The following is a 13,704-nucleotide window of genomic DNA, read 5'->3' on the forward strand; positions in this document are numbered from 1 at the left end:
CTTTCCCCTCTCAAGGCTGAGAGCAAGAGTATAGACAACCCAGGGTATGGCCAAGGCAAAGCCGATTGACCGGGCAGGCGGGTGCGGGCCAATCTGGCTGAAATCAAACGGGAATAGAGGGCCAGTGCCGGATTTTCTTCGCGCCGATATTCTGGACAGGAACGGACTTGTCCACGCATTCACCACGCGCACGGGCGGGGTGAGCGAGGGTCCTTATGCCAGCCTCAACCTGACCCGGTCGCGCGGCGACAACCCGGCGCATATCGCGACCAATCGCGAACGGGCCCGCACGGCGCTGGGGCTGGACTATCTCGTCTTTGCCACCCAGGTGCATGGCCGCGCCGTGATAGAGGTGGCCACACCGCCGCGCGGCGACCAGGCCGCTGGCGAGGGCGATGCCCTGATCACCAATCAGACGGGGATCGGTCTGGTCTGCCAGACGGCGGATTGCACGCCCATCCTCCTGTTTGATCCGCAGCAGCGCGCGATTGCGGCCATCCATTCCGGCTGGCGCGGCACGGTGCAGGATATTGTCACGGCGACGCTGGAGGCGATGCAGACGGCCTATGGCACGCAGGCGGGCCATGTCCTGGCCGCGATCGGCCCGTCCATCTCGCCGGCCAATTACCGGGTCGGTCCGGAAGTGGTGGCGGAGTTCGAGGCCGTGTTTGCGGATACGTCCGGGATTGTCTCACCCCTGGATGAAGAGGGCGGGGCGCAGCTGGATGTGGCGGAAGCCTGCCGGCGGCAGCTGGAAAGCGCCGGCGTGCCGGCGGCTTCGATCTGGCGTTCGGAGCTGTGTACCTATGCCGAGGCGGACCGTCTCTTTTCCGCCCGCCGCTCCCACCATCGCGGGGAGAGCGGCGTGTTCGGCGGACAGGCCGGGATTATCGGGCTGAAGCCCTGATCATCCCTCAGGCGTTCTGCAGGCGCATGCCGGGCAGGATGGAAACCAGGAAGCGGCCTGAGGTCTGCGACCAGACGCGCAGCGCCCATTCGAACGGACCCTGGTTGAAAGCGCTCAGCCAGGCGCGGGCGCCCAGGATGAGGCCGACCGAACCGAGCGCGGCCAGGCCGGTGATCTCGTAGCGGTCGAACGGACCCAGGCCCAGACCGGCGCCGGTGAAGGCGAACAGGGCCATGGCGGAACCGGCCAGATAGAGGGTCAGGGCCATGCGGCCGACCGGGGCCAGAATGCCGCTCAGGACGATATTCATGAAGCGGCCGCGCATCAGCAGCATGATGATGGCGGCATGGCCGATCACGATGAAGGGCTTGCCCAGCGTGGTCAGGAAATGGGCTTTCACCGATTCCATGAAACCGCCGGCCGCCAGGCTGATGGCGACACCGCCGCAAACGGCCAGGCCAATGCCATAGGTGGCGGCCGTGGTCAGGGCGAGGGTCTCATTGGAGAGCTTCGTGAAAAAGCCGATGCGGAACAGGCCCAGGCCCAGCAGCATATAGCTGCCCGCTTCCAGGCATTTCCAGACAATGCCCGTCGACAGGCTCCAGGATTGGAAGTCCCGGATCGACTGGGCGATGTGCGCGAAATAACCCGCTTCGTGGGCGGAGGCGGCCTGTGCCAGGGCTTCGGGGGTCACCGGAGCGGTGGAGATGTCGCCCATGAAGTCGTGCGCCGCCAGAAGGACAAATCCGCCGATCCCGCCCAGAACGAGCAGGCGAGCATCCAGCCGCGACAGGATCAGCGCGACACAGGCGGCCAGGGCGTAGACGTGCAGGATGTCGGAGGCTTCAGCCAACAGGATGACGTGGAAGACCAGGCCGAAGACGAACAGGCCGGCCGTGCGGGCCAGATAGCCGGTCCAGGTCGGCACAAGGCTGCGATCCTCGCGCGGGCCGGTCATCATCCAGAGTGAAACACCGAAGAGCAGGGCAAAGAGCCCGCGCATGGCGTCGTCGACCATGACGGAATTGAACAGCCAGATACCCTGTTCACCCGCGCTCCAGCCCAGAATGTCCGGGTGTTCCAGCACCAGGGACGAACCGCCCTTGGCCGGGAAACGGGCAAACAACAGGCCCAGAACAGCCAGGCCGCGCAGGACGTCCAGATGGACGAGACGATCGGATTTGGAAGCAGGGCTCTGTGTCATCTTGGTGCTCCGAAAGGATTTCCCCTGAGAGGAGAGCAAGATGGAGGCCAGTTCGCCATGCTCACGGGCAAAGCCCGCAAGCGCGACCGCGCGCCGGCGCCTGATGCGCCGCCCGTCGGAGGCCTCCGCACAGCGGACTGCCGTGAGACAGAAACCGGGCAAGGCCCGCAAGCGCGACCGCGCGCCGGCGCCTGATGCGCCGCCCGTCGGAGGCGTCCGCACAGCGGACTGCCGTGAGACAAGAGAGTCTGGTGACCCCGGCGCGATTCGAACGCGCGACCTACGGATTAGGAATCCGTTGCTCTATCCTGCTGAGCTACGGGGCCATCTGGGTGGGCTCTTACCCGGAATTTTGGGCGGGCTGAACCCGCTTTGTCGGGCCGGCCTATAAATGCGGCAGGCCATCGCGCTCCATGCGCCAGATCAAGAGGTCGATCCGGTCCTGGCCGAAAAAGGGTTCGCCCTTGTAGACCATGGTGGGAACACCCCAATGACCGGCCTCTTCCAAGGCATCCTCATTGGCGCGGATGGCGGCATCGAGCCGGTCCGCCTCGCTGTCGGCGCGGGCCTGGATGTCGGCCGGGTCCAGGCCGGCCTCGGTGAGCGCGGCGTCGAGCACACCGTCTTGCGTCCAGGGCGTGCCGGACCAGATCCGTTTGGAGATCGCATAGAGTGCGGCCAGGCCCTTGCCCTGTTCCGACGCCAGCACGCCGATCCGGGTGAGGCGGTCGATATGGGGCTGGTCATCGGCGGCCTGGTTCTTGTCGTGATCAAACACGACCGGGTCGGGATTGGGGGCCGCGAAGTGGACGCCCAGATGCTCGGCCAGGCGGGCGACATCGGTGAGCAGATAGTGCAGCCATTTGGGGTGTTCGCGCTGGAAGAAGTCGGGCTGGCGCAAGGCGAGCGGCCGGACGGGGCGCACCTCGAATTTCAGGTCATACTCATCCTCCAGCGCAATCAGGCGCGGCAGGGCGAGATAGGAATAGGGGCTGCGGAAGGACCAGTAGAGTTGGGCTGAATATGTCATGGCCTGATCTAGCCATGACGGCGCGCAAAAGAAAACGGGCCGCGCGAGGCGGCCCGTTCAAAATTCCGTGGAGACGCGGGGCGCCTAGCCGACCTGGCTGCGCAGATTGTTCAGCTGGTGCGCCACTTCCTGCGTGGCCTGGGTCATCTGGTCGACGGCTTCCTTGCCGCGGGCGACCGACTGGCCGGAGCCACGCACGCCGTCGAGGATTTCCTTCACCTCATTGTCGAGGGCGGAGATGCGGGCGGCGATGTCCTCGGTAGCTTTGGCGGTCTGGCCGGCCAGGGCTTTCACTTCTCCGGCAACAACCGCAAAGCCGCGGCCGGCTTCACCGGCGCGGGCGGCTTCGATTGTGGCGTTGAGGGCCAGAAGATTGGTCTGGCTGGCGATCGCTTCGATCGTGGAGAGAATGGCATTGATGCGCTGCGAGGCGTCGGTGAGGGCTTCCACGCGGCGCTCGAGCACCTGGCTGGATTCCTCGACCTGGTTCATCGCATCGCGGGCGACCTGGGCGGCTTCGGCGCCCTGGGAGGCGCGGGCCGCGGTTTCGCCAACGGCTTCGGCAATCGAATGGTCGGCGGCCGAAGCATCAGCGGAGGTCATTCCATCGTCGGTATAGGCGTAGGCGTTCATGATCGTGCGGGTCCGGTTCAGTGAAGACTGCGCGCAGGATTAGCCAGAGATGGTAAACGGATTCCAAAGCTGGCGCTTTCATCGCGAAACCAGTTGATCCGGAATTGATATGCACGTATAAGTAGCATTAATTGTCGGGGCGAAGAAAGGAGCTTGCTGGGTATGGCACGCATTCTCGCCTGGATTGTATGGGGGCTGCTGGTTTCAGCCTGTTCGCAGGGTTCGGCACCCGCTCAAATCGAGTGGAGCGGACCTGCAGAAACCGTCTCCGGACCTTTGTCCTTCACCCTGACCGCGCCGGACGGCGCGCCTGATTCGCTTCTTGAGGTCCGTTTGGCGGAACTGGATGCGCCGGATGAAGCCTTGGCGCAATCGGCGCTGGCGGCGGCCCTGGACGGGCGGTCGGTCGGCCTTGTCCATGAGGCGGACCGGTCAGACCGGTATGGGCGGATCATCGCACACGTCTATCTGGAAGGACCGGGTGGAGGGGAGGCGGACTGGCTGCAGGCCGAACTCGTCCGCTCCGGCGCTGTGCGTGTGCTCAGTTTTGCGGACAATCGGCGCGAGACGGGGGCCTTGCTGGCCCTGGAGGCCGAAGCGCGCGCGGCCGGGCGGGGTCTCTGGGCCGGAGACCGTCTGGCCGTCCGTCCCACAAATCCCGACGTGCTGGCGCAGGATATCGGTTCCGTGCAGCTGGTTGAAGGCCGGGTGATTGAAGCCACCCGGCTGCGGTCCGGGCGCGTCTATCTCAATTTCGGGGCGGACTACCGGACCGATTTCACCGTCATGATCGATGCCGAGCATGCCGGCCGGTTTGAAGCGGCGGGGCTGGATCCGCTCGCGCTTGAAACCTACCGCATCCGGGTGCGCGGCTGGGTCGAAGACGAGAACGGCCCGATGATCCGGGTGGACCATCCCGAGCGCATCGAAATCCTGGAGGATTAAGCCGGCCAGCGGACAGTGAGGGAGGCGGTCCGCTGGCCGGTCGTCAGGCCGCGGGACAGGCAGGATGCGGCCTGGGAGGGCATCTGCCGTTGGCAGGCAGATGAAGTGTTCAGATTCAGCCCGGGACGAGCCCGGCTTCGACCGGGTCTCCGACCGTTTCAGTCAGCGCCTTGCGCAGCTTGGTCAGGGCAACGGCTTCGATCTGGCGCACGCGTTCCTTGGAAATGCCGAGGCGTTCGCCCAATTGCTCCAGCGTGGTGACCTCTTCGGTCAGCTGGCGTTCCTGGATGATGAGGCGTTCGCGCGGGTTCAGCGTTTCGATCGCCAGCCCGATCCAGGCCTGGCGGCGTTCGCTGTCATGGCGGTCCATGACTTCCTCTTCGGGCGCGGCGGTTTCGTCGACGAGCAAGTCCTGCCACTGCATGTCGCCCTCCTCCCCCATCGGGGCGTTGAGAGAGCGGTCCGAGGCGCTCAGGCGGGCCGCCATCCGGTCGACATCCGTTTCGCGAACCTTGAGTTCCTCGGCGATATAGCGGCGGTTTTCGGGATTGAGCGGGGCTCCGTCGACATCACCGATCCGGGCCCGCAGGCGGCGCAGATTGAAGAAGAGGGATTTCTGGGCCGAGGTCGTCCCGGTGCGCACGATCGACCAATTGCGCAGGACATAGTCCTGAATGGTCGACCGGATCCACCAGCCGGCATAGGTCGCAAAGCGGACATCGCGGCTGGGCTCGAACCGGTCGGCCGCCTTCATCAGGCCGATATTGCCTTCCTGGATCAGGTCCGCGAAGGGCAGGCCATAGCGCTTGTAACGCGCCGCCAGGGCGATCACGAGGCGGATATGGGTCTCGGTGAGACGGTGAAGGGCGGTTTCGTCGCGATCCTCTCGCCAGAGACGCGCCAGTTCCTGTTCTTCCTCACGCTCCAGCAGGGGCTGGGCCATGGCGGATTTCACAAAGCCCTGCTCACCGGCGCTGCGGTAGGCGGCTTTCGGGGACACGGATTGGCTGGCTGGCATGTCACGATCCTCCTTCTGCAAGGTCTACGCAGGGAGGCGGACACTGGATCACCGGGAAATCGCCCGGTTCAAACACCCAGGACAATCAGCCAAGAAAAAAACGCCCGGCCGGAGCCGGGCGTTTTCTCTGGTTTGCAGAGGCCGCAGCCTCAAAGCACAGGTGTCGCTCAGGCGGCTTTCTTGGCCAGCGAGGTCGACAGCATTTCACGCGCCTTGTCGTGCTCGATATTCTCGACGGCGGCGAGCTCACGGACCATGCGGTCCAGAGCGGATTCATAGAGCTGGCGCTCGGAATAGGATTGTTCCGGCTGATCTTCGGCGCGGTGCAGGTCGCGAACGACTTCCGCGATCATGATCAGGTCACCGGAATTGATCTTCGCTTCGTATTCCTGGGCGCGGCGGCTCCACATGGTGCGCTTGACCTTGGCCTTGCCCTTGAGCGTCTTCATGGCGTCTTTGACAATCCGGTCAGAAGACAGCGGGCGCATGCCGGACGCATCGGCCTTCGCCGTGGGAACGCGCAGTGTCATCTTGTCCTGTTCGAACGTGACGACATAAACCTCGATGTCGAAACCCGCGACGGTATCTTTCTCAACGCCTGTTACCTGGCCGACGCCGTGGGCCGGGTACACGATAAAGTCACCTTGCTTGAAGGACTTGTTGTCGTTGGCGGTTTTTTTCGTCATGGATGCTCTCTCGTTGAGCCTTCCGTACACGGAGACACAAAAGGAGGCAGTCCGCTCTCAAAGTTTCCCGGCACCCATCCGGTCTCTGAGATCGATAAATACTGCGTTCCAATCACCGTGCAGAAAAGCGGGCAGCGCAACACGCACTGCCCATCAATTCGGGGAACATAACACGAATTGTGCAAATATCCAAACGGTAGCGTTTGGTTAACCGGCGCGGATCAGTCTCCTTCGCCCGGCTTTTCCGAGAAATACTTCTCGTACTTCCCGTCCTGTTCGGCCATCGCATCGGCATCGGCCGGCGGGTCCTTGCGCACGGTGATATTCGGCCAGATCTCGGCAAACTTGGAGTTCACGGCGAGCCATTTCCCGTCCGGATCATCTTCCGTGTCCGGCTTGATGGCCTCGACCGGGCATTCCGGCTCGCACACGCCGCAATCAATGCATTCGTCAGGATGAATGACCAGGAAGTTCTCGCCCTCGTAGAAACAGTCCACGGGGCAGACTTCGACACAGTCAGTGTATTTGCAGCGAACGCATGCGTCGGTGACGATATAGGTCATAACAGGCTGGAATCCGGATCAGGCAGGTCTGCGAGCGGGACATGGGCTGCCCGGGCTGAATTGTCAACTCGTGCGCATGCGGGCTTCTGCACGCGACCGGGCGAATGCCCGTTCACGATCATCCACCGCCAGCAATGGGGCAATCCGCCGGATGAAGGCGTCCTCGAAGGGGGAGCGTTCCCCGTCCGCCAGAACGACCATCCATAATTGTTCCAGCAGGGCGATGCGGGTCTGATTGTCCAGGCAGGTCTTCACCACCTTGGTGAAACGGTGATGGTCGATGGCGGTTTCCGCCATTTCCTCGGCCTGGGCCAGGACTTTCTCGCAGCGGGCCTCATCCATGTTGAAGGCGCCGGACAGGATGGTGCGGATCTGGTCCTGCTCGCAATCGGCATAGATGCCATCGGCCAGGGCCGCCTCGACCAGAAGGGTCGTGGCCGCCACATGGGGATCGATCTCCGGATGGGCTTCGGCAGGATCGGATCCGAACAGGCGTTTCAGCGTGTCAAACATTCCGGCTCTCCAAATCGGTCGGCGCGGGGCGGGCGGTGGTCCGGTCTCAGTCCGTGTCAGACCCGGTCCCGTCCGCAGCGTCATCCAGGACGGTGTACAATTCGCGGGCTTCGTTGGCCGGGCCGCGCCGGTCTCCAAGTCCCAGGATTTCCAGACGCACGATCTGCTTATTCAACACGAGCGTCAATCGGTCGCCCGCACGCACCAGGGCCGAGGCCTTGGTCAGCCGGCGGGTCTGGCCGGCCTGGCTCAGCCGGACCTGGCCGTTCTGGACAATGCGTGTGGCCAGGCTGCGCGTCTTGAGCAGACGGGCCCGCCAGAGCCAGATGTCCACGCGTTGCCCGTCCGGCGTGTCTGTCACGATTTGCGGGCCTTGCGCGGACGCGAGGGCTTGGTCTTGGTGTCACCCAGTTTCAGTTCGGCCAGGGCGGCAAACGGGCTGTCGGCCGGGGCCATGACGGGCTTGGCAGGTGCCGGCTTGTTCTGGCCCTGGCGGCGCGGCGCGGACTTGCCGCCGGCATTGCGCTGGGGCGGACGGCGCTTCTTGCGGTCCCAGCGTTCGCCCTCGGCCTTTTCCGGATCCGGGCCCTTCTGGATGCGCTTATAGCCCAACGTCATCAGGACGCCGCGCATGTCCTCCACGGAACAGCCCAGCAGGGCGGTCATGTCGGCGGTCAGCGGGAAGCCCGGCTCGGTATCGGCATTGCGCGCCTCGCGCAGCGTGTCGGCGAGACGTTCCAGCATGTCAAAGCGCACGGCGCGCGGTCCGCACGGATAGAAGCCGACCATGGCATAGTCGGCGCGCGTACGGCTGCGGTCATTGGCGATCGAGGTGAGGCCCGGTGCCGGAATCCACGCCAGATCAATCTCGCCGGCATGGACCGATTGCAGCAGGGCGTTGAGACGGGCCGGGGCGGGTTTCACCAGTTCGGGCACATAGATCATGTGTTCGCCGATACGCACGCCGGCCTGGCGCAGACTGCGGCGTTCCTCTTGGTCGAGCCCTTTGACCTCTTCGGAAATCTGCGAGCGAACGAGGGCGCCGCCGGCCTCGTGCAGGCGCCAGGCGACGCCGCGGGCCGGACCGGTGAGTTCGTCCGACTGACCGGCCTCGCGCAGCTTGAAGAGCGGTGCGAGCACCGTCTCGACATGTTCGCGGACCTTGGCCTCCAGCCCGGACTGGGCCTGGACCATGGCTTCATTCGCGCCGAGATCGCCGCCTTCCAGCTTGATGGCAGGTTTCAGCGGGGTCGGTCCGGGAATGAGCTGGGCCACGATCTCGTCATTCCAGACGATCTTGCCCTCATCGGTAAAGGTCAGTTCGGTCATGTCAGTCTTTGCCAGGGCGCGCAGGCGCCGGTTGATTTCAGGCCGCAGGGCTTTCAGTGCGGCGGACTTCAAAGTGCGGGCCTCAAGCTCGCGGCCCTCTGCATCGGGCTTGAAACGCAGCCCGTCAAGCCGTCCGACGAAGTGACCTTCAACCGTAACCTCGCCGTCACGTGATACGCCGGCCAGCAAATCGCGCTCATCGCGCAGGCTTTTGGCCAGTGCACTGGTGCGGCGGTCGACAAAGCGCTGCATGAGTTTTTCATGCAGGGCGTCGGACAGGGCGTCCTCGATTTCCCGGGTGCGGCCGCGCCAGAATTGCGGGTCGCGGGTCCAGTCGGCGCGGTGGGCGGCATAGGCCCAGGTGCGCACATGGGCGAGGCGGGCTGCCAGGGCATCGACATCGCCGGACGTCTTGTTCAACCGCTCCAGCTGCCCTTCCATCCAGGCGTCGGGCAGGACGCTGCCCGGGCCTGTCAGGTGCAGGAAAATGGATTTGATCAGGCGGGTGTGGGCGTCCAGCGTGGCCTTGCGGAAATCGGGCAGGCGGCAGGCATCCCACAAGCGGCGTACCAGGGCCGGGCTGGTCGCGCGGTCCCGGATGTCGCGGTCCGTGGCGAGAATGCCCAGGGCGCGTTCATCGATCGCCTCGCCGACGCGTTCCAGCACCGGATGGGGTGATGGCTTGCCCAGCGTGTATTGCAGCGCTTCCAGAGAGGTCTCGTCGAGATCGGGATTGCGCCATTGCAGGCGTTCCACCGGTGCGAATTCATGCGCCTCGATGGCTTCGACCACATCCGGATCGAAGGGTCGGCATTCGGCCGTCTCGCCGAAAGTGCCGTCGGACCGGAAACGGCCGGCGCGTCCGGCAATCTGGGCCAGTTCCGGCGCGGTCAGGCGGCGCCGGCGGCGGCCGTCGAACTTGCGGCTCTCGGCAAAGGCGACATGGTCGATATCCATGTTCAGCCCCATGCCGATCGCATCGGTGGCGACCAGGAAGTCCACTTCGCCGGACTGGTAGAGTTCGACCTGGGCATTGCGGGTGCGCGGCGACAATCCGCCCATCACCACGGCTGCCCCGCCACGGCGGCGACGCAACAGCTCGGCGATGGCGTAGACGGACTCGGCCGAGAAGGCGACCACAGCGGAGCGCCGGGGCAGGCGCGTCACCTTGGCCGGTCCGGCATAGCTCAGCTGGGAGAAACGCTCCCGGAATTCCAGATCGGCCCGCGGCACCAGTTCGCGGATCATGCGGGACATGGTGCCCGCGCCCAGGATCATGGTTTCTTCCGTGCCCCGGGCGCGCAGGAGGCGGTCAGTGAAGACATGGCCGCGCTCGTGATCGGCGGCCAGCTGGACTTCGTCGATCGCCATGAAGGCGACGCGCTTGTCCATCGGCATGGCTTCGGCGGTACAGATGAAATAGCGCGCGGACGGCGGGACAATCTTTTCCTCGCCGGTGATCAGGGCCGCGGCGGCCGGGCCCTTGATCTTGACCACGCGATCATAGACTTCGCGCGCCAGAAGACGCAGCGGCAGGCCGATCATTCCGGAGGAGCGGGCCAGCATGCGCTCGACAGCGAGATGGGTCTTACCGGTATTGGTGGGCCCCAGAGCAGCAGTGATCTGCCCCTGGCCATCATAACGCGCCAACATGACGCCTCTCCTTAGCCCCGGCTCGCGGACCGGGGCAAGCGCTTCAGGCCGGGCTAGTGCGTCTCGATGGAGCGGGCCTGTACCGTCACACCGCCAAAACCGGCATTGGTGCGGATGCGGACCGGAAGATGGATGCGTCCGTCTTCCAGCGGGGCAAGCCAGAAGGTGATCGGATGGCTGATATCCTCCTCGGAGGGGAATTCATCCGCTTCATAGCCGGAGATCGGCTCGTAATAGGCATGGCAGACTACCGCCTCGCCGCGCCAGGCGCGGGTGCGGATAGTGTCGGTGCCGCCCGGTTCGAAGCGCAGATTATAGCGGGCGCGACCGTCAAAGACGGGCAGGCGGCCGTCGCAAACACCATTTTCGCCGGATGCGGCACCCAGCGCCATGGACAGGAGTGCGGACAGCGGATCGGAGGCGCCAGCGCGTTCCTCGTCCGTGGCGGGCGGCTCACCCATGTTTCCGAAGGGCGGATTGATGTCGGGCATGGCGACACCTTCGGGGAAGTCGATCCCGACCACGCGATTCTTCGAACTGGCATGGTTGAGGTGGCTGTAGCGCCAGGGACGCAGGGCCGAGCCCTCTCGATAGCCGGACACGCCGGCTTCGATATCGGCGTCCGTGAACAGGGCGGCGAGGCCGGCTGCGGTGAATCGGGCCGCTGCGGTATAGTCGTGATCGGTGAACTGGCCGGAGATGGAAATGTCCGCGACCTGGAAGATCATCACCGAACCGGAATAATGGGCGGTCACGCTGACAGATTCTGCAGAGGCCGGTGCGGCTTCGTCATCAGCCGCAATTGCCGAGCTGAGACCGAGAGCCAAGGCTACGCCAAACAACGCCTTTTTCACGAAATTCTCTCCTTGCTTGCGCCCTGCCCATAGATGGTAGGAAGTCATAGCAACTGCAATAACAGGATGAAACCGGCTGCAAGATGAACGCTCCGCGCTTGACGGGCTCGTTCCGCTCCGGTAATTCGCCCGCTCTCGCACTGGTCGCAAGGCCGGTGTGCACGGATTGTTATACTTGAAAGGTGCGACTTATGGCGCGTCGCTGCGAACTGACCGGCACGGGCGTGATGACGGGGAACAATGTCTCCCACGCTCAGAACAAAACCCGCCGCCGTTTTCTGCCGAACCTGTGCGATGTGACCCTGGCCTCTGAAAAGCTGGGTCGCAGCTTCAAACTGCGCATTGCCGCGAAAGCCCTGCGTTCCGTCGACCATGTCGGCGGCCTGGACGCTTTCCTGCTGAAGGCCCGTGACGAGAAGCTCTCGGATCGTGCCCTGAAGATCAAGCGCGAGCTGAAGAAGGCCAACGCGGCCTAAGCCAACCGGCTCTTCACGATCATGATCAACGCCCGCTGCTTGCAGCGGGCGTTGTCGTTTGTGCGCCTGCCCGCTAGCCTCGCCACAGTTTTGGGGAGGCCGGCATGATTCATCTTCGTTCCATCGCAGTATCTTTGAGTGTCCTGGCGCTGGCCGCCTGTGGCGGACAGCCGCAAGAGGCACCCCCTGAACCGGCGTCCGAACCGGCTGCAGCACCGGCCAGCGAACCGGCCAACGAACCGGCGGGCATCGCGGCGGCGGATGCGGTCTTCTGGGGTGGGGCGATCTACACGGCCAATGATGCGCGCCCGACCGTCGGCGCCGTTGCCATTGCAGACGGGCGTATCGTCTTTGCCGGTCCCGAAGCCGGGGCCTCGGTCTGGATGGGGCCGGAAACCCGGATCGTCGATCTCAATGGCGGGGCCATGTATCCCGGTTTCACTGACAGCCATATCCATGTGATGGGCGTGGGTGAGCGCGAGCGCAATCTCAACCTGGATGATGTCCTCTCCATCGCCGAACTGGTCGCCCGCGTGGAAGCTGCCGTCGTGCAGGCCTCGCCGGGCAGTGTGGTGACCGGCCGTGGCTGGATCGAGACGCACTGGCCGGAGGGGCGTTTCCCCAACCGCCAGGATCTCGACGCCATCTCACCGGACAATCCGGTCATCCTGACCCGGGCCGACGGCCATGCCCTTGTCGCCAACTCCGCCGCCCTGGAGGCTGCCGGCATCACGCGTGACAGTGTGGCACCGTCGGGCGGGGAAATCCTGTTCGACGATGAAGGCGAGCCGACCGGCATGCTGATTGACACGGCCATGTATCCGATGGGCGCGCTGATCACGGAGCCGGAGGGTGATGAGCGCGGCGATATCTATGCCGAGGGTGCGATGCGCCTGGCGTCGCTGGGCTGGACGGGCGCCCATGACATGTCGGTGCCTTACACGGATGTCGAGATCATCGAAGGCCTCGCCGAAGATGACCGTCTTCCGATCCGCACCTATATCTCCATCGGGCCGGACGGCTATTCCTGGCTGGCCCCGCAGACGCCGCGCATCGCCGATGATGGCCGGGTGATCACCCGTTCCGTGAAACTCTACATGGATGGCGCGCTGGGTTCGCGGGGCGCGGCTCTGCTGGAACCCTATGCCGACCGTCCGGAAACCTCCGGCCTGGCAATTGCCGAAGCGGATGAGACGATCAGCATGATGACCCAGGCCCTGCGCGACGGCGTGCAGGTCAATGTCCACGCCATTGGCGACCGCGGGAACCGGCATTTGCTGGACTGGGTGGAAGAGGCGCTGGGCCAGGTCTCCGAGGATGACCGCGCCGTGACGGATTATCGCTGGCGCGACGAGCACAGCCAGATCATCGATCCGGCGGACATTCCGCGCTTTGCCGAATTGGGCGTGATCGCCTCCTTCCAGCCCTCCCACGCGATCGGCGATCTCCACTTCGCCCCGGACCGTCTGGGTGATGATCGTCTGGTCGGGGCCTATGCCTGGCAGAGCCTGCTGGATGCCGGCGCCCACATCACCGGCGGTTCCGATGCGCCGGTGGAGCAGGGTGATCCGCGGATCGAATTCTACGCCGCCGTCGCCCGCGCCGACCTGTCCGGTTTCCAGGGCGATAACTGGCATGCCGAGGAGGCACTATCCCGCGAGGACGCGCTCAAATTCTTCACCATCTGGCCGGCCTATGCCTCCTTCCGCGAGGACGAGCTGGGCACGATCGAGGAAGGCAAGCGCGCCGACTTCACCATTTTCTCCGCCGACATCATGACCATCCCAGCCGAGGACATCCTCACCGTGGAGCCCTGGATGACCGTGGTTGATGGCGAAGTCGTCTGGGAAAGCCCCTACAGCTTCCATCACGGCGAGGAGTAGGGGGTACCCG

14 protein-coding genes and 1 tRNA gene are annotated in these 13,704 nt (G+C 64.6%); 4 read left to right on the plus strand and 11 right to left on the minus strand.

Features of this window, described 5'->3' with window-relative positions; genetic code table 11:
• Positions 1–124 precede the first annotated feature (124 nt).
• Entirely contained in the window at positions 125–907 is a 783-nt protein-coding gene (gene pgeF / locus I0K07_RS04985; RefSeq protein ID WP_338041020.1) for a peptidoglycan editing factor PgeF, read from the plus strand.
• 7 nt (positions 908–914) lie between these two features.
• On the opposite strand, the gene I0K07_RS04990 is transcribed toward pgeF, so the two are convergent.
• The 4 genes from I0K07_RS04990 to I0K07_RS15825 all read right to left on the minus strand — a co-directional run bounded on the left by I0K07_RS04990 (position 915) and on the right by I0K07_RS15825 (position 3,774).
• Entirely contained in the window at positions 915–2,111 is a 1,197-nt protein-coding gene (locus I0K07_RS04990) for a DUF418 domain-containing protein (RefSeq protein WP_203291724.1), read from the minus strand.
• Between the two features lie 249 nt (positions 2,112–2,360).
• Positions 2,361–2,437: transfer RNA gene (locus I0K07_RS04995), tRNA-Arg, on the minus strand.
• Between the two features lie 59 nt (positions 2,438–2,496).
• Positions 2,497–3,141 carry a 2-hydroxychromene-2-carboxylate isomerase gene (locus I0K07_RS05000; protein ID WP_203291725.1) on the minus strand — a complete coding sequence of 215 codons (645 nt, stop codon included), beginning with the start codon at positions 3,139–3,141 and terminating at the stop codon, positions 2,497–2,499.
• Positions 3,142–3,225: 84 nt separating this feature from the next.
• Positions 3,226–3,774 carry a methyl-accepting chemotaxis protein gene (locus I0K07_RS15825; RefSeq protein ID WP_275297440.1) on the minus strand — a complete coding sequence of 183 codons (549 nt, stop codon included), beginning with the start codon at positions 3,772–3,774 and terminating at the stop codon, positions 3,226–3,228.
• Between the two features lie 162 nt (positions 3,775–3,936).
• Between I0K07_RS15825 and I0K07_RS05010 the strand changes: the two genes are divergently transcribed.
• Positions 3,937–4,719 (plus strand): thermonuclease family protein, encoded by a 783-nt coding sequence (locus tag I0K07_RS05010; protein WP_203291726.1) that lies wholly within the window; start codon positions 3,937–3,939, stop codon positions 4,717–4,719.
• Positions 4,720–4,834: 115 nt separating this feature from the next.
• Here the strand turns inward: I0K07_RS05010 and I0K07_RS05015 are convergent, their stop codons facing one another.
• From I0K07_RS05015 to I0K07_RS05045, 7 genes are all read right to left on the minus strand, one after another.
• A complete protein-coding gene (locus tag I0K07_RS05015) occupies positions 4,835–5,737 on the minus strand; it encodes an RNA polymerase factor sigma-32 (RefSeq protein ID WP_203291727.1) in 903 nt (300 codons plus the stop codon).
• Between the two features lie 167 nt (positions 5,738–5,904).
• A complete protein-coding gene (locus tag I0K07_RS05020) occupies positions 5,905–6,423 on the minus strand; it encodes a CarD family transcriptional regulator (RefSeq protein WP_203291728.1) in 519 nt (172 codons plus the stop codon).
• Between the two features lie 221 nt (positions 6,424–6,644).
• Positions 6,645–6,986, minus strand: coding sequence for a ferredoxin FdxA (gene fdxA / locus I0K07_RS05025; RefSeq protein ID WP_203291729.1), 342 nt, complete (start codon positions 6,984–6,986; stop codon positions 6,645–6,647).
• Positions 6,987–7,049: 63 nt separating this feature from the next.
• On the minus strand, positions 7,050–7,499 hold the full coding sequence (locus I0K07_RS05030; RefSeq protein WP_203291730.1) for a tellurite resistance TerB family protein: 450 nt from the start codon (positions 7,497–7,499) through the stop codon (positions 7,050–7,052).
• Between the two features lie 46 nt (positions 7,500–7,545).
• Entirely contained in the window at positions 7,546–7,860 is a 315-nt protein-coding gene (locus I0K07_RS05035; RefSeq protein ID WP_203291731.1) for a S4 domain-containing protein, read from the minus strand.
• Positions 7,857–10,481: a helicase-related protein gene (locus tag I0K07_RS05040; protein ID WP_203291732.1), complete on the minus strand. Its 2,625-nt coding sequence runs from the start codon at positions 10,479–10,481 to the stop codon at positions 7,857–7,859. The genes I0K07_RS05035 and I0K07_RS05040 overlap by 4 nt, the downstream gene beginning before the upstream one ends.
• 53 nt (positions 10,482–10,534) lie before the next feature.
• Positions 10,535–11,335 (minus strand): DUF3108 domain-containing protein, encoded by an 801-nt coding sequence (locus tag I0K07_RS05045; protein WP_338041022.1) that lies wholly within the window; start codon positions 11,333–11,335, stop codon positions 10,535–10,537.
• A 191-nt stretch (positions 11,336–11,526) separates the two neighbouring features.
• On the opposite strand from I0K07_RS05045, the gene rpmB reads away from it, so the two are divergent.
• Both rpmB and I0K07_RS05055 read left to right on the plus strand, forming a co-directional pair.
• Positions 11,527–11,811: a 50S ribosomal protein L28 gene (rpmB, locus tag I0K07_RS05050; protein ID WP_138514036.1), complete on the plus strand. Its 285-nt coding sequence runs from the start codon at positions 11,527–11,529 to the stop codon at positions 11,809–11,811.
• Between the two features lie 104 nt (positions 11,812–11,915).
• Positions 11,916–13,694, plus strand: a complete 1,779-nt coding sequence (locus I0K07_RS05055) for an amidohydrolase (protein ID WP_238934557.1) — start codon at positions 11,916–11,918, stop codon at positions 13,692–13,694.
• The last annotated feature ends 10 nt before the right edge of the window (positions 13,695–13,704 follow it).

Origin of the sequence: Maricaulis parjimensis (assembly GCF_016817355.1) — a bacterium.
GTDB lineage: Bacteria > Pseudomonadota > Alphaproteobacteria > Caulobacterales > Maricaulaceae > Maricaulis > Maricaulis parjimensis.